Raw genomic sequence first — 17,560 nt, 5'->3', positions numbered from 1 at the left:
CTCGTCCACCACGCACGGGTGCTTGCTAGTCGGTGACGCCTTCTGCACGAGCAGCGGCGGCGACTGCCTCCGCGACAGCGGGGGCGACGCGAGGATCGAGCGGGCTGGGAACGATCTTGTCTACAGCCAGCTCGTCACCGACGACCGAGAGGATTGCCTCGGCGGCGGCGAGCTTCATGCCTTCGGTGATCCGGCGGGCACCGGCATCGAGCGCACCCCGGAACACCCCGGGGAAGGCCAGCACATTGTTGATCTGGTTCGGGAAATCCGAGCGTCCGGTGGCCACGATCGCCGCATGCTTGCGGGCGATGTCCGGGTGGATCTCCGGGTCCGGGTTCGACAACGCGAACACGATCGAATCCTTGGCCATCGTCGCGATCAGCTCCTCCGGCACGGTGCCCGCGGACACCCCGAGGAACACATCCGCCCCGTCGAGGGCTTCGGCGGTGCCGCCGCGGCGGCCGGCCGGGTTGGTGCGTGCGGCCAGATCGACCTTGATCTCGTTCAGGTCCTGGCGGTCGGCGGACACGATGCCCTTGGAGTCGAGGACCGTCACGTCGGCGATCCCCGCGGCGAGCAGGATGTTCGCGCAGGCCACACCGGCGGCGCCGGCACCGGAGATGACCACCCGCAACTGGTGGAGGTCGCGGTCCTGGACCTTGACCGCACCCTCGAGGGCGGCCAGGACGACGATGGCGGTGCCGTGCTGGTCGTCGTGCATGACCGGGCAGTCCAGGGCCTCGATGACGCGCTTTTCGATCTCGAAGCAGCGCGGCGCGGAGATGTCCTCCAAATTGACCGCACCGAAGCTCGGGCGCAGCCGGATCAGGGTCTCGACGATCTCGTCGGGGTCCTTGGTGTCGAGGACCAGCGGGATCGAGTTCAGGCCCGCGAAGTTCTTGAACAGGGCGGACTTGCCCTCCATCACGGGCAGGGAGGCGCGGGGGCCGATGTCCCCGAGGCCGAGCACCGCGGAGCCGTCGGAGACGACGACGACGAGGCGGCTGGTCCAGGTGTACCGGTCGGCGAGGGTTTCGTCGGCGGCGATGGCGCGGGAGACCTGCGCGACACCGGGCGTGTAGGCGATGGACAGGGCGCGCTGCGTATCGAGGGCGGTCGTGGTCTCAACCGAGAGCTTCCCCCCGATGTGGCCGGCGAAGATCTCCTCGTCGGTCAGCTCGACCTTCTGCGGTGTGGTGGGTTCGGACACGATGGTCATTGTCTACTCATTTCTTGGCTATCGACGATCAGCGTGAGCGTGTCGTCGGAATTGATCATTGATTCGGCGCTCATTGCGCGTGGGTCATCTCTCGATCAGGGCGTCGCCGGGGTCGGCGGCGTGTCGGGGGGTGAGTGGTTCGAGGGGGTGGCCGACGGCGACCGCTCCGAGCGGTTGCCAGTCGGCGGGGAGGTCGAGGGTGCTGCGGACGATGTCGGCGGCGAAGATCGTCGACCCGATCCAGCAGCTGCCGATTCCCTTGGTGGCCAACGACACCAGCAGCCCCTGCACCGCGGCGCCGACCGCGACGGTGAACATCGTCGTCTCCGCCGCCTGCCGGCGCTTGTCGGGGTAGGTGTGGGCGCCGTCGGGGACGCAGAACGGGATGATCACCTCCGGTGCGTCGAACAAAATGTTGCCGCGGGCCACCCGCGCCGCCACCGCGTCCGCGCTCATCCCGTCGGATGTCAGGTCGGTGCGCCATTGCTCCCGCATCCGGGTCAGCAGGGCGTCTCGGACGGTGCGGGTGCGGACCCACACGAACCGGACCGGTCGGGTGTGGTGCGGTGCGGGCGCGGTCAGGGCGTCCGCGATCGACGCCCGCACCGCATCCGGGTCGACCGGGTCGGTCGAGAACTGGCGGACCGAGCGGCGCAGCAGCAACGCCTCCGCCCGCCCCAGCTCGACCGATTCGGCGGTGCCGAGCCAGAACAGGTCCTCCGCCCCGGGCCGGATGACGTCCTGCGCTCTCGATCCGTCGTCCTTCGGCCGGAGTCCTCGGATCACGGCGACGGGGACGCTGCCCAGCTTGCCCTTCACGAGATCGCCCGCTGCGGCGATCTCGTCCGCCATCGCCACCTCGGTGACGAACAGTTCATTGCCCCGACGTCCACGCCGTTGGTGCGGATGCGCTCGAATGGCTGGCGGGCGCGCTGAACACGAGTGGGCACGCCGCCGCCGACTTCTACGAGGCGGTCCGGTGACTACTTCGCGACGTGAGCACCTGGTCGTACACGCACTGCTCGGGAGTCATGGCACGACTGTCACCGCGCGCAGGCACGAGTTGACGATCGACGAAGCGCCGCGATACGGCGGGCACGATTCCGGCGCAAATCCGGTCGAGCACATGCTCGCCGGTCTTGCCGCTGCCTCGCTGGTAGTGCTTCGGCTGCTCGGCGAGGTCGCGTTGGCCGAGTCTGCCACGCTCACAGTGTCAGCGAGCGTGAACGTCGGCCGCGTCATGGGAACCGATGACGGCGCCGCCATCGAAATGATTCGTCTGGACTGGCACGTGGCGAACGCCGAACACGCCGAGCGCTTGCGTGCGGCACTTCCCCACCTTGCGAGGCGTCGACCGGGGCAAGCTCTGATTGATGCTGCGTCCATATCCACGGAAGGGGTGTCCATCCGCGAGTTGACGACTGCGGGCGAGTAGCCAGGTGGGCCCCCGTGGCTCTTCAGAGATCGAGAACGAGGTCGGTTTCGGGTTGCGAGCAGCACAGGAGAGCCGTGCCCGGCGTCGGTGGCTCCAGGGGGTCCGGTCGGTATCGAACGGTCCCGGAGTGGATCGGGGTCTGGCAGGTGTGGCACACGCCGGTGCGACACGACCAGCGGATCGGAACGTCGCAGGCTTCGGCGAAATCGAGGACGGTGCTGTACCCGTCGCTCCATGGCGCGGTGAGTCCGCTGCGGGTGAAGGTGATCCGCGGCCCCATGCCGGCGGGGCCAGGGGGCTGGTGCGGCGGAGCATGGGCGGCGTCGGTCAGTCCTGGGTTGATGGCCGGGAGTGCTCCGAACAACTCGGTGTGGATACGGTCGGAGCCCACCCCAACACGCGTGAGTGCTTCGCGGACGGCGGCCATGAACGGGATGGGACCGCACAGGTAGGCGGTCGCGTTGGTAGGCAGGGCCAGGACGCCGAGGGCTTCGCGGCCGAGGCGGCCGGAGACGGCCGGCGGATCCACGACCGCTGCCGGGCCAGGGGCTGTGTAGTAAACGTGTTCATGCCCCCGGTCGAGGCCGGCCAACAGCTTGTGCGCTTCGGCCGCGAAAGCGTGTTCGACGGCCGAATGAGCGGTGTGCAGCCACCAGATGTCGCGCTTGCTGTGGGCTGCGGCGAGTGCATGCAGCATCGCCAGAACGGGGGTCACCCCGACGCCGGCCGAGAGCAGAAGCACGGGCGTGGTGTCGTCGCGGTCTTCGGGAAGGACGAAATCGCCACGCGGAGAGGCGACGTCGACGGTGTCGCCGACACGCAACCGCGTGTGGAGATAGGTGCTGACGAGGCCATGGGTCTCGCGTTTGACGCTGATGCGGTACTCGTTGTCCGACGGGGTGGCGGACAGTGAATAGTTGCGCACCGGTGGAGGGTCGGCGGCGCCTCCGACGCGGAGGGTGAGGTACTGGCCGGGTTTCGGCCGGGTCAACGGGGCATCGTCGTGTGGTGCCAGGTAGATCGAAGCAACGGTTGTGCTTTCGGCGACGATCCGTGAGACGCGCAGCGGCCGGAAGCCGGCCCAGGCGTTCGATTCGGCGCCGGCGGGCGGCTCGCCGGCGCGCGCCGGGTGCTCTGCGGCGTCGAGCAGATCACGAAACGATCGCTGCCAGCCGGGGCTGAGCGCGGGGATGTCCACTGCTTTGCGGAGTTGGCCGATGTCCCGGTCGGGTAGGTACAGCAGCGCGTCGACGGCGGCGACGCTCATGCGGTGCCGGCCGATCCGGGTGCGGACGATCTCGTCGCCGGCCTGCACCTGCCCTTCGGTGATGACCCGGAAGTAGAACCCGGGCCGATGGTGGGCGACGAGCAGCGCCGGCATCTCGGGTTCACCCAGGCGCATTCCGACCCGATAACAGGTGACGCGGGGCTGAGTGACCTCGAACGCGGCGTCGCCGATGCGATAACGGTCACCGATGTGCACCTCGTCGTCGGGTAGGCCGTCAACGGTGAAGTTCTCACCGAATTGGCCATATTCGAGATCGTCGCGATCGAGATGCCGCCGCCAGAAGTCGTAGGACTGACCCTGGTAGACGAGCACGGCACGAATTTCGCCGCCGTGGCCCTCGAGGTCGCCTTGACCGTCGCCGTCGATGTCGAGCGTGCGGGCCATGCGTGGACCGTCGACGGGGTACTTGAAGATGCCCGTGTGGACGGTCCGGCCTTGCCAGGGCACGTCTTTCGGCATACCGACGTTGAGCGACTGCAGGCGTGCCATTGTGCGACCCCTTACTGTTTCGCGCGGAACAGGTTGCCGGAGGTGCCCATCGTTCGCGCCCCGGTCATCGCGATGAGCAGCTTCGTCATGTCGCAGAACATCCTATATCCAACTGTGATCTGCGCCACTCCTGACCGGTCCGATAGTCTGAACCAGCTTTCCGATCGACATCCGCGGCCGCGGAAGGACGCCGGGTCTGAGCGGATCGGTGGATCGGTGTGCGTTGCGGAACGAGCACGGTCAGGATGGCACCGACGGCGGCCGGCGCCGCGAAAGCCGCCAGTTTCCAGTTGGTTCCGGTCCCGATCGCGACGGGAACGCCACCGTAGGTGGGGCCGACGATCGCCCCGATCCGGCCCACACCTAGTCCTGTGGCACGGCTCCACGCAGGGTAGTGACCGCCGATGAACGTACTGAGAAGGATCTGGGTGCCGGTCGTGCCGACTCCGGCGAGCAACACCAACAAGTAGACGACTGCCAGTTTGATCCCGTATCGATCAGCGAGTACGGCACCGCCGAGGGCACCGACGGCGCCTCCGAGGTTCCGGGTCAGGAGGAAGGACAGGGACGGGCCCAGAGGGGTACCCGGCCGATCTCATCAGAGACGTTTATCTGAACGACGAACGCACTCCTGGAGTGTGTGAACGCCGCGAACCGGACCCGTTCGCCTCGTCGCGTACGTGGGTTGCCGGCGGGCCGAGGACCTCCTCCTGTGGGCGCACACCTGACGACGGTGACGCGATGTGCACAGCCCCGTGACCTTCGCGACCAGCTCCGGATCGGTAGAGAACTTGAACGTCTCACTGCGCCAGGGCCTGACACCGCACTGCGGCTGGTGCCCAGCGGATCATGTCGGGCGCGACGCGGTACACGGAGCGATGGCCAGACCTGCACAGGGCAATCGCCAACCGCTGAGCCACCTGGTAATACCGTGCCCGTATCGTCCCGGGTGGCTCTGCGGCGGCGACAAGGCAAACGCCGGCTCGGCGGCCCTGCCAGCAGGCAGCAGGCAGCAGGCAGCAGGCAAGAGTCCCCTTGGAGTGATGTTAATGGTTGTGCATAGCGCTGTGATTGCGGTGACCTTATCTTCTAAGGGATTTCGGCGTGCCCGGCCGAGGAGGTCTACCCGTTTGCGCGCAGCCTCGCCATCGATTCCGCGGATAGTTTGCAGCGGTTGCCGACAGGCCAAGAGGCCTGTGAAGCTGGCGCATCCGGCCTTCCTGTTGGCGATAGCCACGGCACTCGGCCTCGGGCGCGAATCGCTACGCCATACACACAGCGACCTCGAAGAGCCCGGTTGCGCCCATCCCTCCGCCGACGCACATCGAGAGACGGCGCACCGGACTCTCCGTATCGGCGCGAGTATCCGGCGAGCTTTTCGACTACGACCGTCCTCATTTATCCACGGCGGCGAGCGTATGGTGTCTCACTCCCCCGTCGCGCGTGCGCGCTGCCGGTGATAGAACGCGAGGAGCGAACGCGAGTGGGGAAGTTCGAGAAGCCCTCTCCCGCAGAGAGAGTTTACCTACCATAGCAATGAGCGGCGCCCACTCGTGCACACCGATTCGTAGGCGATCAGACCGCCGGCTGGCCGATCTTCGAGGACCTATCCGAGTCTCGCGGGACGCGGGAGAGTTTGTCTCCGCGCCGCCAAATACCCGCGATCGAGAGAGTAGCTGTGATCTCCTCCGTGGGATCACCCTCGACCAGAAGTAGGTCAGCCTGAAGACCCGGTGCGATTCGGCCTCGGTCACTGAGACCGAACCGTCGGGCGGGCATGGACGTCGCCGCGCGCAGCGCCTGCACTGGCGACAGACCTGCTCGGACGAGAAGCTCGAGCTCGCCGTGCATGCTCACTCCGTGCGCCGTGCCGACCACACCAATGCCTGCCGCATCAGTGCCGGCCAAGATGTCCACTCCGGCTTCGTGCATCCGTCGTGTTGCTTCAATCGCATGGCCTATGGATCCCGGGGAGCCCAGCTGCCAGCATTGGCACAGATTCTCCCGCCACGAAGCCGGGATGAGTGGACGGGCTCTGTCGTCGTTGGCGAGGTGAGTCCCATCGATGTCACTCGCGAGGGAACCAACCGTGCTGAGTGTCGGCGTGATGAAGACTCCAGCATCGAGCGCCTTCGCAATGATCTCGTCTGTGGGCGGGCGATCGAAGAACATGTGCACGAGTCCATCGACACCGGCGCGAAGAGCCTGCTCCGCACCGGCCAGTGAAGTGACGTGCGCAACCGCCATCTTCCCGTGGTCATGTGCCGCGTTTGCGATGGCCCGCGCCACGTCCTCACCGAGGGTGGGGACATCGTGCCCGAGCGCAGTACCGTCATCGATGAGAAGTTTGATGTAGTCCGCGCCCTCCGCCACACGTGCGGCGACAAACGCGGAGGCATCATCGAGGGATTTCACCACCGGATACTGCTCAGCGAAGTAAGTTCCGATCATCATTGACGGATGCCCACCCAACACGGTGGCGCCGATGGATGCGGACCGCACATCGGCGAGGTCGTTGCGTTCCGCGGCGTCACGCCGCTGCCCGTCCATCCATTCCGGGCAGGAGAACATGTCGAGTTCCGTTGTCACGCCGAACAATAGGGCGTCTTTCAATGATGGCGGCTGCGCATGAGTGTGACTGTCGATCAGTCCGGGAAGCAGAGTCTTGCCCCGCCCGTCGACGACCTCGATCTCGTCAGTCGAGTCGAACTCTGCAGTGACCGCCTCGATCAACCCGCTCCTGACGTGGACCGTCGAGCGCTCGACAACCTTCTCTCCGTCAAAGACCCTTACATCCCTGATTACGAATTCTGTGCGAGTCATCGCCCCTGCCATCCTTGGTCGGTACATCTACATTGATGTAAGATATTGAACAAGGACGTAAACGATTGTGTCAAGGGCCACACCCGGGAATCGCGTCCTTTCGGATCCATCGCCCGGACGCGCGGTGCCCACACAGCCAGTGCAATCTCGCCGGCGGAGCCGCACCGGCCGCGCACAACTATCGCGAGGTCGCATTTCGGCATCTGGGCGATACCAGAACGCCACCCGAACAACCACATGCCACAACGAACACGAGCAGAAAGCAGGATGCGATGAACGGGAATCAACGAGCCGCAATCGTCACTGGCGGATCCGCAGGAATCGGGCTGGCGATCGCCGAAGCGCTCGCAGACGAGGGCTACAACCTGACAATCGTCGCGCGAGACCAGAGCAAGCTCACCGAGGCTGCGACCCACCTGCGCGGGCGTGGCGTCGAGGTCCTGCCGGTGTCCGGAAATCTGGCCCATAGCGCCGACTGTGAGGCCGCCGTGGCCTCGCACGTCCAGCAGTACGGCCGCACCGATGTCCTAATCAACAATGCCGGCCTGGGCCTGAGCGGAAATATTGCCGACTTGGCGACGCCGAAGCTTGACCTCCATTTGAATCTGAACCTTCGGTCCGCTTACCTGCTGATGCAGAGCTGCATTCCGACACTGCAAGTGGCGGGAGCCGAACACGGTAAGGCGTTGATCGTCAACGTGAGCTCGATCTTCGGCAAGCTGCCGCGGGCAGGAGTGGCCGCCTATTCGATGACCAAAGCGGCGATGATCGCCCTGAGCCAGTCGGCGCACGGCGAACTCAGCCGTCTCGGCATCCAGGTCACCGCCATCTGCCCGGGACTGGTCGAGACACCCGGATCCTCGTGGATGGAAAAGGACCCCAGTGCCATGCTGCCGCCCTCGGACGTGGCCGAAGCGGTGCGATTTCTTCTGCGCACCTCGCCGCGGTGCGCAGTTCCCGAAATCACGCTGACCACCCCCGGGCCCGACGTCCACTATGTCGACCTCCCGTGGACCTGACAGGCCCTAGCTGCCAGAAGGCTCCTGCACCGTCACCCCGGCTTCGGGGTGACGGTGCAGGAGCAAGATCCGCCGGGCGTGACATTCGAACTCGGCGTCGGCCTCATTTCCCGCACGTAGGGCAAAAGCCCTGCCGGATGGCGGGTTTCAGTTGACTTCGAAGAGTCCGGCTGCGCCCATCCCGCCCCCGACGCACATCGAGATCACGACATACCGAGCGCCTCGGCGTTTACCTTCGATGAGGGCGTGGCCGACCAGGCGGGCGCCGGTCATCCCGTACGGATGACCGATCGAGATTGCGCCGCCGTTGACATTGAATCGGTCGGGGTCGATGCCGAGATGATCGCGGCAGTAGACGGCTTGGGAGGCGAATGCTTCGTTGAGTTCCCACAGACCGATGTCGTCGACAGCGAGGTTGTGCTGCTCGAGTAGTTTCGGGATCGCGAAGATCGGTCCGATTCCCATCTCGTCCGGTCCGCAGCCGGCCACGGTCATGCCGCGGTACACGCCGAGCGGTTCGAGACCGCGGCGTTCGGCCTCCTTCGCCTCCATCAGAACCGATGCCGAGGCACCATCCGAGAGCTGGGAGGCGTTGCCGGCCGTCACGCTCGACCTGTTCGTCACCTCGCCGTCGAGAAGGACCGGGCGCAGTGCGGCGAGCCCGGCCGCAGTGGTGGAGGGACGGTTCCCTTCGTCCCTGCCCAGCTGGACGGGTACGTTCCCATCCTCGGTGGTCTCGAGGCTGTCGAGGGGAACGATTTCGGCGTCGAAGCGGCCCGCGGCCTGCGCTGCGGCGGTTCGCTGCTGGGACAGCAGCGCGAACTCGTCCTGACGGTCTCTGCTGACCTTGTACCGTTCGGCCACGATTTCGGCCGTGTGCAGCATCGGCAGATAGGTGCTCGGGAGGTTCTCGACCAGCCAGGGGTCGGTGGCGCGGTATCGGTTCTGGTGTTCGTTCTGGACCAGGGAGATCGACTCGACGCCGCCGCCGATCGCGATCTGCATGCCGTCGCCGACGATCTGCTTGGCGGCAGTGGCGATGGCCATCAGCCCGGAGGAGCATTGCCGATCGATGGTCATGCCCGGCACAGAAGTGGGGAGTCCGGCGCGCAACGCGGCCTGGCGGGCGATGTTGGTTCCGGACGAGCCCTCCTGCATGGCGCAACCGAGGACGACGTCCTCGATCTCCTCGCCGTTGATTCCGGCTCTTTGCGCGGCGTGGGCGATCGCGTGTGCGGCGAGCTGCTGGGGCTGGGTGTTGTTGTAGGAGCCTCGATACGCCTTGCCGATCGGCGTGCGTGCGGTCGAGACGAGGACGGCTTCCCTCATGTGGTGCTCATTTCTGGACGAAGTCACACGGTGATGGTTGGTGTGACAGTTGGTGACGCCGGGCTCGCAGGGTCAACGGGCAACTGTGCCGGCTCGGGTGGCGGAGTCGACGAAATGCTGAATCTGGGCGGTGGTGCTGTCGGTGCCCGACTGCACGCTCGAGTCGCTGATCTGCGGCCAGTGGCGGGCAACATCGTCGGGGGTTCTGGCATCGGCGGGGAGGAAGACGCCTTGGGATTCGAGCATGCGGCTGACCGCGAATGTTCCACCGCCTGCGCCGAGGATCGTCTTGGTCGGCGCGTCCGTGGACACCAGGAACAGTGCGCCGGGTGTGATCGACTCCGGGGTCAAGATTTCGGCGGCCGTGGCGTCGAAGATCGATTCGGTCATGTGGGTCGTCGCGAGCGGTGCCAGAGCATTGACGTGGATGCCCTTGGATCGGCCCTCGATGCCGAGCACGTTCATCAGCCCGACGAGCGCGGATTTTGCTGCAGCGTAGTTGGCCTGCCCGAAATTGCCGTAGATTCCGGAGGCGGAGGTAGTCATCAGGATTCGGCCGTAGTTCTGAGTGATCATGTGTTGCCACACGGCCTTGCTGCAGTTCACGGCGCCCATCACATGGACGTCCAGGACCGTGCGGAAGTCGTCGAGACCAGCGTTGCGGAAACTGGCATCGCGCAGGATCCCGGCATTGTTGATCAGGATGTCGATTCGTCCCCAGGCGGAGAGAGCGCGGTCGATCATCGCAGTGACCTGCGTGTAGTCGGTGACGTCGGCGTGGTCGGCGATCGCCGAGCCGCCGCGGGCGGTGATCTCGGCGACGACACGGCCCGCGGGGGTGTCCGGAGTGTCATCGGCGGAGCTGACCTCGGGGGATCCGCCGATGTCGTTGACGACGACATGGGCACCGCGGGCCGCGAGGGCGAGGGCGTGGGCGCGGCCGAGTCCACCGCCGGCCCCGGTGACGATGGCGACCTGTCCGGCGAAATCGATGGTCATGACACAGCCTTCCGGTCGGCGGGCCCGGCCGCAGGGGTGAGGGTGGTGGTCGTATCGCCCGTGGCGCGGCGCGGTACCAGGAGGGTCGCGACGGCTCCGACGACGGCTGGCAGCGCGAAGGCGAACAGCTGCCAGGTGGTATCGGCGCCGAGTGCAACGAAGAGTCCGCCGTACGTGGGGCCGATGATGGCACCGATCCGCCCGACTCCCAGTGCCATTCCGAGTCCGGTGGCCCGGCAGGATGCGGGGTAATAGGTACCGATGTAGGTGTTGAGCAGGATTTGGGTGCCCGTGGTGCCGAGCCCGGCCACCATCACCAGCAGGTAGATCACCGCAAGTGGTGGGGCGGTCGCTATGGCCAGCAGCGACAGTGCGGCGCTGAGGAAGAAGGCGACTGTGACGGGTTTGATGCCGTACCGGTCGGCGAGCGTGGCACCGATGAGTGCTCCTGCCGCACCGCCGACGTTCAAGGCGAGCAGGAAGGACAGGGCCGCTCCCAGCGGGTAGCCGGCAGATTTCATGAGCGCGGGAAGCCAGGTCGCGACGCCGAACAACACGAGAAGGCAGACCAGGGTCATCGCCCAGAACAGCAATGTCGCGAGGGTGCGCTCGGTGCCGAAGAGTGCGCGCAGCCCGCGTTCGGGTGTGGCAGCGGGGTCCGGCCCGGAGATGGAGTTGAGGTCGGCGGGGAGGCCGAGGTGATATCGGTGAGCGATCGCTGTGGCAGCGTCGTGCCGGCCCCGGGAGGCGAGATAGGCCGGTGATTCCGGGAGGTACCGGAGCATCACGGGCAGGAACATGAGTGCAGGCACCATACCGGCCAGGAACATAGCCCGGAACCCGTACTCGGGCACGAGCCACAGCGAGAGCACCCCGGCAAGTATCCCGCCGATGCTGGTGCCGACGAACCCGAGCGCCACCGACCTGGCCCGGGCGCCCGGGGCGGCGAACTCGATCAACGTCGCTGCCGCGGTGGGCATGAGGACGCCGGCACCGAGACCCACGACAACCCGCCCGATTCCGAAGACCGCGGGGGTGGGCGCGATCGCACACACGCCCATCGCGGCGGAGAACACAAGGACGGCGGCAAGGAGTGTGCGGCGGCGGCCCCATCGGTCGGCGACGGCTGCGGCGAGCAGAGCGCCGACCAGCATGCCGACGCCGACGAGTGAGCCGAGCATTCCCACGTCGGTTGCGTCCAGATTCCAGGGGGCGTAACTCAGCAGTGACGGAACCACAGTTCCGAACATCAGAAGGTCATAGCCCTCGAGGACCAGTGCCATGAGGCAGAGCCCGACGACGGGCGCTGAGGGAGGGATACGAACAGACATTTGTTGTCTCCGCTCGGAGAGGGAGTGGCCCCGCCTGCGCCGCTGAATGTGGGCCAGGCGGGGCCACCGGGGGGCTGGGGAATGTCTAGGCGAACCGGGCCGCCAACCAGGTACCGATGTCGGCGGCGGCCAGGCTGGCGCCGGTGGGGTCGCCATCGCGGATCGGGCCGCCGAAGTGGGTGCCGGCGACGCGGACGTGGGTCTTGTCCGCCGATCCGAGGGCATCGACCATGGATGTGGCGTCCTCAGGGAAACAGGCCTGGTCGCCAGTGAGTTCGACGAACAGGGACGGCGCGGTGAGAGCAGGGGCGCAGCGGAGGAAGTCGGCGTTGCTGCTCAGTCCCGACCAGGTGGACAGCCAGGCGTCCGGGGTGACGAAGCGTCCGAAGCCGACGAGTCCGTAGTTGGTCAGGTCCGGCCTTCGGCCGAACAGTGACCCGTAGGGCCGCTCGTTCGGGCTCAGGGACAGGTCGGTGAACCGCAAATCCGCGTCGGTGCGGTACACGGTGAGGACGCGGGGTGCGAGCGCGGCGCGGTGATCCGCCGGGTCGGAAGTGCTCTTGTAGCGGCGACGCGCGTCGGCGGCTTCGTCGACGCGTCGCCGGGCGAGTGCGTCGATGCGGGCAATGCGCTCACGCTGCGCCGCCCGGTAGCGGGTGATGAACTCGGGCGAGTACGAGGAGCTGTGCGGCGGTTCGGCGAATCCGTTGGCGGGATCGAACGGGTTCAACCGCGGATCAACGGACAGGGGGTCGGCCTCGTCGACGACCGAGGGGTCGATCAACCGCTGCAACAGCGCACCCTGCCCTGGGTGCGGCGCCATGAATACTGCTGCATCGGGCAGCGGCATCTGCGCGCCCGCCAGGTCGATGGGCCGGCCGGCGGGGGTGCGGGTCAGCCGCTCCCCCGCCGGTAGTCCGGCCTGCTGGTGGTAGAACGCGAACAGCGTTCCTCCTCCGGAATGCCCCAGGGTGACGACGTGGTCGAAACCCCTCTCCCGCAGGAACACTTGCCCGGCCGCAGCATCGAGCAGGGCCTGCTCGTGCACCAGGGAGATGTCGTTGTTGACCGATCGGGTGCCCTGCGTCCACACCGCGAACCCGCGGGCGAGTAGTTCGGGCACCAGCACGTGGTGGGCCAGGTCCTGGCGCGGGTGCATCAGTGCGACGACGGTGCGGGCTCCGGGGACCACGCGCAGGACCCCGGAGATCTTCGCTCCGTCCGCGGTGGTGAGTTCGTGCACCGAAGTGACGGTTGTGTCGGGGGCTCGGGCGGCGTCGATGTACCGTCCCGCGCCGAGCCGCTGAGTTTGTTCGGTCATCGCGGCTCGATTCGCATGGCGTCCTTGTCCCACTGGGTGATTCGGGACCGGTGCAGTCCGGCGACGCTGCTGTACCACACCGCGTGGCGGGCTTTGGTCGCCCGTCGGTCGATCACGATGGGGGCGTCGGAGACGATTCGGTAGTACGGTCCGACGCGATCGATCATCACGGCCGGGTCTTGTCCCGCGACTGCGGCGATCGGAGTGTTCTCGGGGACATCGAGGACGAACAGCGTGGTCATCGGTTGCTCACCATTTCTTTCTCGTCCTGCTTCTGCTGCCAGGCCTCGGCGCGCTCGACGATCAGCTCTGCCTTGCGGGTGAGTAGTGCGGCCATGCTCGGTTCGGGGCCGGACACGACGTCGACGAGGGCGTCGATGGTGATGTTGGCGTCGAGGTCCTCCTGTGGGGTGACCGGGCGCAGCGCCCGGGTGATTTCGATCATGTAGCCGTTGGGGTCGTGGGTGTAGATCGACTCGATCGTCTCGTGCTGGATCTGCATCTCGACGGGCCATTCGCTGCCATCGAGGCGCCGCCGGTATTCCATCAGGTCGTCTTCACTGTCGACGTGGATGGCCAGGTGGCGGGAGCGGATGAAGAAGATGGGTACGTCCTCGGTGAAGCGAGAGTACGAGTCGCCCTGCGGGCCTCCGTCGAACGGTTCGAGGCCGAAGTAGTAGAAGAAGGCGAGCCGGTCGTCGTTGCCGATGTCGAAGAAGAAGTGGATGAAGTCGGGGTGCTTTTCCGGGCCCCAGCCGGCCGCGCAGATCGAGTGCACGACGGGGAACCCGAGAACGTCGCGGTAGAACGTGACGGTCGCGGCGGGGTCGAATGTGGGGTAGGCGACGTGGTCGACGCCTTTGACCGTGTGTTTCTGTTCGGACATGTTGAACTCCAATGGATTCAGGGCTACTGAAGGGCAGCGGCCGGAGCATCGGCACGCAGGAGACCACCGGCTCCCGGGATGTCGACCGGAAGGCCGAGGGCTCGCAGCAGGCTGTAGACGCCGGCGGTGGCGGCCGAGAGCACCGGCAGTTCGAACTCGTCTTCGGCGGCCTGGACGAGGTCGAGCGAGGGCATCTGGACGCACGCGGAGATCACCAGCGCGTCGGCTCCGGTGCGGTCGAGTGATCGAGCGGCGTCCATGACCCGGTCACCGGGGATGCAGCCGACCTCGGCGTTGTCGGCGACCTCGAGGGCGCGCCAATCCGATACCTGAATTCCTTCGGCCTCGATGTAGGCGACGACCTGCTCGGCGAGGGGACGCATGTAGGGGGTGACCAGGACGATTCGCTTCGCGTCGATCGCGTGGAGTGCTTCGACGAGGGCGCCCGCGCTGGAGCGGACTACCGCGTCGGAACCGCCGGCCGCCAGTTGCTCGGCGACCAGGCCTTCCACGCGCTGGTGCTCCCCGGGACCCACTGACATCAGGGCGACCAGGCACGCATAGAGGATGGCGTCGACGCCCGCGTCACCGAGTTCGAGGATGCACCGCTCCCGTTGAGCGTTCATCGCTCGCAACTGTTCCGGCGACACGGCCTGCATCCGCATTCGGCTCGAGTGGAACGAGAACTGTTCGTCCGCATGCCGGTTGAGCAGTGTCGGCATTTCCGTCTCGACCGTCACATTCGAACTCGGCACGACGAGCCCGATGCGGTGAATGCCCATGAGGTAGCCCTTCTGATCTGGAACGCCCGGGCGGTGGTTGCGAGAGCACCACCCCGGCTTACGTAGATTTACGTTCACGACGAGTATTCGACGCTAATGATGATTCGTCAAGCCCCGCCGGACGGCGGACGCGATCTCGATGCCAGAACAACGTGCACACACCGTCGGCCGCCAGCATGAACGCGCGCGAGGAAGGATGATCCGATGACCACATGAGCGGGCATTCGCATGGGATGGGTGGGCGGCGGCCCCTGGTCCGCGCACGTTCCGCGACGAGGTCCGGTTCTCCGGTTGGACGTCACCGTCTTCGTCGACGGCACAGGACACCCCCAACCGGTCTGCACTCCGCTCGAAGATCGCCCCACCGCACACCTGAACCGACTGGTCTCAGTCCACTCACTTTCGTGTCGCTACTCACATTCGACACTTGACATGTCACCAGACACGTCGAATACTCGACATTGACGTAAGGAGTGTTCGAGGATGACCTCACCCCCCGTCGCATTCCCCCAGGACGAAGGAGCACAGCGGCAATGGCATATGTAATCGGAGTGGACGTCGGTGGCACGTTCACAGACGCGGTATTGGACGACAGTGCCGGCACTGTTCTCGCCGCCAAGGCTCCCTCGACCCCGCCCGACTACTCCCTCGGCGTCATCGATGTTCTCGAGGCACTCGCCGAACAACTGGGACGCCCCGTCGAGGAGATGCTGGCCGACACGCACCACATCGCGCACGGCACCACCTCGTCACTCAATGCCCTCGTCATGGGCAACGTGCCCCCAGTCGGCTTCCTCACCACAAAGGGGCACCGCGACTCGATCTACATCATGAACGTGGAGGGCCGGTATCTGGGAAGCTCACCGGAGCAGCTGCAAAATGTCATGGGGCAGAGCAAATCTCACGGTCTCATCCCGAAGAAGCACGCCCTCGAGGTGACCGAACGACTCGACCGTGACGGCAATGTCGTCGTCGCCCTCGACGAGGAGTCTGCCCGAGAGTCCATCCGTGTGCTCCTCGCCGAGGGAGTGTCGGGGATCGCGGTCTCACTGTTGTGGTCGTTCCGCAATCCCGCGCACGAACAGCGCATTCGCGAACTCGTCCACGAGATCGACCCGACGATGTTCGTCTCCCTGTCGAGCGAGGTGAGCCCCCGTATCCGCGAGTTCGCCCGCAACGCGACCACCATCATGAGCACCCAGATCGGCCCCGGGCTCCGGGACTACCTCGGCGAACTGGAATCGAAGCTGCGCGAGCGAAACCTCGCCGGACCGCTGCTGGTGATGCAAAGCAACGGCGGAGCGGTCGCCGCCGCGGAGGCACCGAAGAACGCGATCAGCACCGTCGGATCGGTGCTGACCGGTGGCGTGGTCGGGGCGGTATCCCTCGGCGGGCAACTCGGCCATCGCAATATCATCGCGACCGACGTCGGCGGCACCACCTTCCTCGTCGGCCTCGTCGTCGACGGCGATCCCGTCCGCTCCTCCAGCACGATCATCAACCACCATCCGATCAACGTGCCCACCCTCGAGGTACACGCCATCGGATCCGGGGGCGGCGCCATCGCCTGGATCGACGCCGGCGGCAACCTGCAAATCGGCCCCCACAGCGCCCAGGCCGTCCCCGGGCCCGCCTGCTACGGCCAGGGCGGCACCGAACCCACCAACGCCGACGCCAACCTGGTGCTCGGGATCCTGCCCGAACGGGGCCTGCTCGGCGGCCGCAAGCCGCTCGACAAGAACCTCGCGCGGGAGGCGATCCGCGCCCGAATCGCCGAACCCCTCGGACTGTCGATCGAGGACGCTGCCGCAGCCATCTACGCAGTCCAGAACGCCCAGACCGGCGACCTGTTGCGCAAGACCGTCGTCGAGGCCGGACATGACCCGCGTGACTTCGTCCTCTACGCCTTCGGCGGGTCCGGCCCCGCCCACTGCGCGGCCTACGCCGCCGAGGTCGGCGTCCGTGAGGTCATCGTCCCGCTCGGCCAGGTCGCCTCCGCGTTCTCGGCATACGGTCTCGCCTCGTCCAACATCGTCCTCGCCGCCGAATTGTCCGACCCGGCGGCCATGCCCCTCGATCCCACCCGCGCCGATCGAAACTTCACCCAGTTGGAGAACCAGGTGCTCGAACAACTGAACCGGCAGGGTTTGACCTTCACGCGCGTCGAGATCGAGCGTGAGATCGACATGCGCTACAGCATGCAGCTCGCCGAGGTCGCCACCCCGATTCCGGCCGGAAACCTCGACGCAGAGGAGATCGCGCGGGCGTCGGATCTGTTCGAGCAGCGGTACGCCGAACTCTATGGAGAGGACAGCGGATTCCGGGAGGCCGGCATCCAAGCGATCACCTACCGGGTGCGCGCCACCGGCATCCTGCCGTTCTCCCCCACCCTGCCGGAACTGAAGTCCGCGGACTCCGCTGATGCCTCCGCCGCGAGGATCAGCACCCGCAAGGTCTGCCTCGACGGCAAGCTCGGCTACGTCGACACCGACGTCTACGACTACAGCAAGCTACTCGCCGGACACGTCCTGCCCGGCCCGGCCATCGTCGAGGTCCCCACGACCACCGTCGTCGTCCCCCACGGCACCACCGGCACCGTCGACCGCCTCGGCAATCTCACCATCGTCGCCCAGTAGGAG

Annotated in this window: 13 protein-coding genes and 1 pseudogene; 3 read left to right on the top strand and 11 right to left on the bottom strand. The window is 66.4% G+C overall.

All coding sequences use genetic code 11. The features are described 5' to 3' along the window. Window positions 1-25: 25 nt before the first annotated feature. Together HGB39_RS24845 and HGB39_RS24840 are read right to left on the bottom strand one after the other, a co-directional pair. Window positions 26-1,219, bottom strand: a complete 1,194-nt coding sequence (locus HGB39_RS24845) for an NAD(P)-dependent malic enzyme (RefSeq protein WP_168442951.1) — start codon at window positions 1,217-1,219, stop codon at window positions 26-28. Window positions 1,220-1,303: 84 nt separating this feature from the next. Beyond that, window positions 1,304-2,104, bottom strand: a pseudogene (locus tag HGB39_RS24840) (coenzyme F420-0:L-glutamate ligase); the annotation flags it as partial. Between the two features lie 178 nt (window positions 2,105-2,282). On the opposite strand from HGB39_RS24840, the gene HGB39_RS24835 reads away from it, so the two are divergent. Further along, window positions 2,283-2,654 (top strand): OsmC family protein, encoded by a 372-nt coding sequence (locus tag HGB39_RS24835; protein ID WP_240482879.1) that lies wholly within the window; start codon window positions 2,283-2,285, stop codon window positions 2,652-2,654. A 22-nt stretch (window positions 2,655-2,676) separates the two neighbouring features. On the opposite strand, the gene HGB39_RS24830 is transcribed toward HGB39_RS24835, so the two are convergent. Then, window positions 2,677-4,431 carry an MOSC and FAD-binding oxidoreductase domain-containing protein gene (locus tag HGB39_RS24830; protein ID WP_005563303.1) on the bottom strand — a complete coding sequence of 585 codons (1,755 nt, stop codon included), beginning with the start codon at window positions 4,429-4,431 and terminating at the stop codon, window positions 2,677-2,679. A gap of 1,575 nt (window positions 4,432-6,006) precedes the next feature. After that, window positions 6,007-7,254, bottom strand: coding sequence for an amidohydrolase family protein (locus HGB39_RS24825; protein WP_043788106.1), 1,248 nt, complete (start codon window positions 7,252-7,254; stop codon window positions 6,007-6,009). Between the two features lie 272 nt (window positions 7,255-7,526). Between HGB39_RS24825 and HGB39_RS24820 the strand changes: the two genes are divergently transcribed. Next, window positions 7,527-8,273, top strand: a complete 747-nt coding sequence (locus HGB39_RS24820) for an SDR family oxidoreductase (RefSeq protein WP_005563307.1) — start codon at window positions 7,527-7,529, stop codon at window positions 8,271-8,273. A 147-nt stretch (window positions 8,274-8,420) separates the two neighbouring features. Here the strand turns inward: HGB39_RS24820 and HGB39_RS24815 are convergent, their stop codons facing one another. The 7 genes from HGB39_RS24815 to HGB39_RS24785 form a co-directional block, all read right to left on the bottom strand. Further along, window positions 8,421-9,602, bottom strand: a complete 1,182-nt coding sequence (locus HGB39_RS24815; RefSeq protein ID WP_005563308.1) for an acetyl-CoA C-acyltransferase — start codon at window positions 9,600-9,602, stop codon at window positions 8,421-8,423. A gap of 72 nt (window positions 9,603-9,674) precedes the next feature. Next, on the bottom strand, window positions 9,675-10,601 hold the full coding sequence (locus HGB39_RS24810; protein WP_005563309.1) for an SDR family NAD(P)-dependent oxidoreductase: 927 nt from the start codon (window positions 10,599-10,601) through the stop codon (window positions 9,675-9,677). Beyond that, window positions 10,598-11,932: an MFS transporter gene (locus tag HGB39_RS24805; protein ID WP_247607487.1), complete on the bottom strand. Its 1,335-nt coding sequence runs from the start codon at window positions 11,930-11,932 to the stop codon at window positions 10,598-10,600. The genes HGB39_RS24810 and HGB39_RS24805 overlap by 4 nt, the downstream gene beginning before the upstream one ends. A gap of 85 nt (window positions 11,933-12,017) precedes the next feature. Then, window positions 12,018-13,253: an alpha/beta fold hydrolase gene (locus HGB39_RS24800; protein WP_064080940.1), complete on the bottom strand. Its 1,236-nt coding sequence runs from the start codon at window positions 13,251-13,253 to the stop codon at window positions 12,018-12,020. Next, complete coding sequence (locus tag HGB39_RS24795; RefSeq protein WP_005261901.1) at window positions 13,250-13,495, bottom strand: hypothetical protein; 246 nt, start codon at window positions 13,493-13,495, stop codon at window positions 13,250-13,252. Before HGB39_RS24795 ends, HGB39_RS24800 begins: the two co-directional genes overlap by 4 nt. Then, the gene (locus tag HGB39_RS24790) at window positions 13,492-14,139 is read right to left on the bottom strand and encodes a VOC family protein (RefSeq protein WP_005569013.1); all 648 of its coding nucleotides are present in this window, start codon (window positions 14,137-14,139) and stop codon (window positions 13,492-13,494) included. Before HGB39_RS24790 ends, HGB39_RS24795 begins: the two co-directional genes overlap by 4 nt. A 23-nt stretch (window positions 14,140-14,162) precedes the next feature. Next, the gene (locus HGB39_RS24785; RefSeq protein ID WP_005261905.1) at window positions 14,163-14,921 is read right to left on the bottom strand and encodes a maleate cis-trans isomerase family protein; all 759 of its coding nucleotides are present in this window, start codon (window positions 14,919-14,921) and stop codon (window positions 14,163-14,165) included. A gap of 533 nt (window positions 14,922-15,454) precedes the next feature. On the opposite strand from HGB39_RS24785, the gene HGB39_RS24780 reads away from it, so the two are divergent. Then, window positions 15,455-17,557, top strand: coding sequence for a hydantoinase/oxoprolinase family protein (locus tag HGB39_RS24780; protein WP_005569015.1), 2,103 nt, complete (start codon window positions 15,455-15,457; stop codon window positions 17,555-17,557). Window positions 17,558-17,560 lie beyond the last annotated feature (3 nt).

Origin of the sequence: Rhodococcus opacus (genome assembly GCF_012396235.1) — a bacterium.
GTDB lineage: Bacteria > Actinomycetota > Actinomycetes > Mycobacteriales > Mycobacteriaceae > Rhodococcus_F > Rhodococcus_F opacus.
Note: the sequence above shows the minus strand (reverse complement) of the source record. Positions and strands in the feature narration are given on the sequence as shown.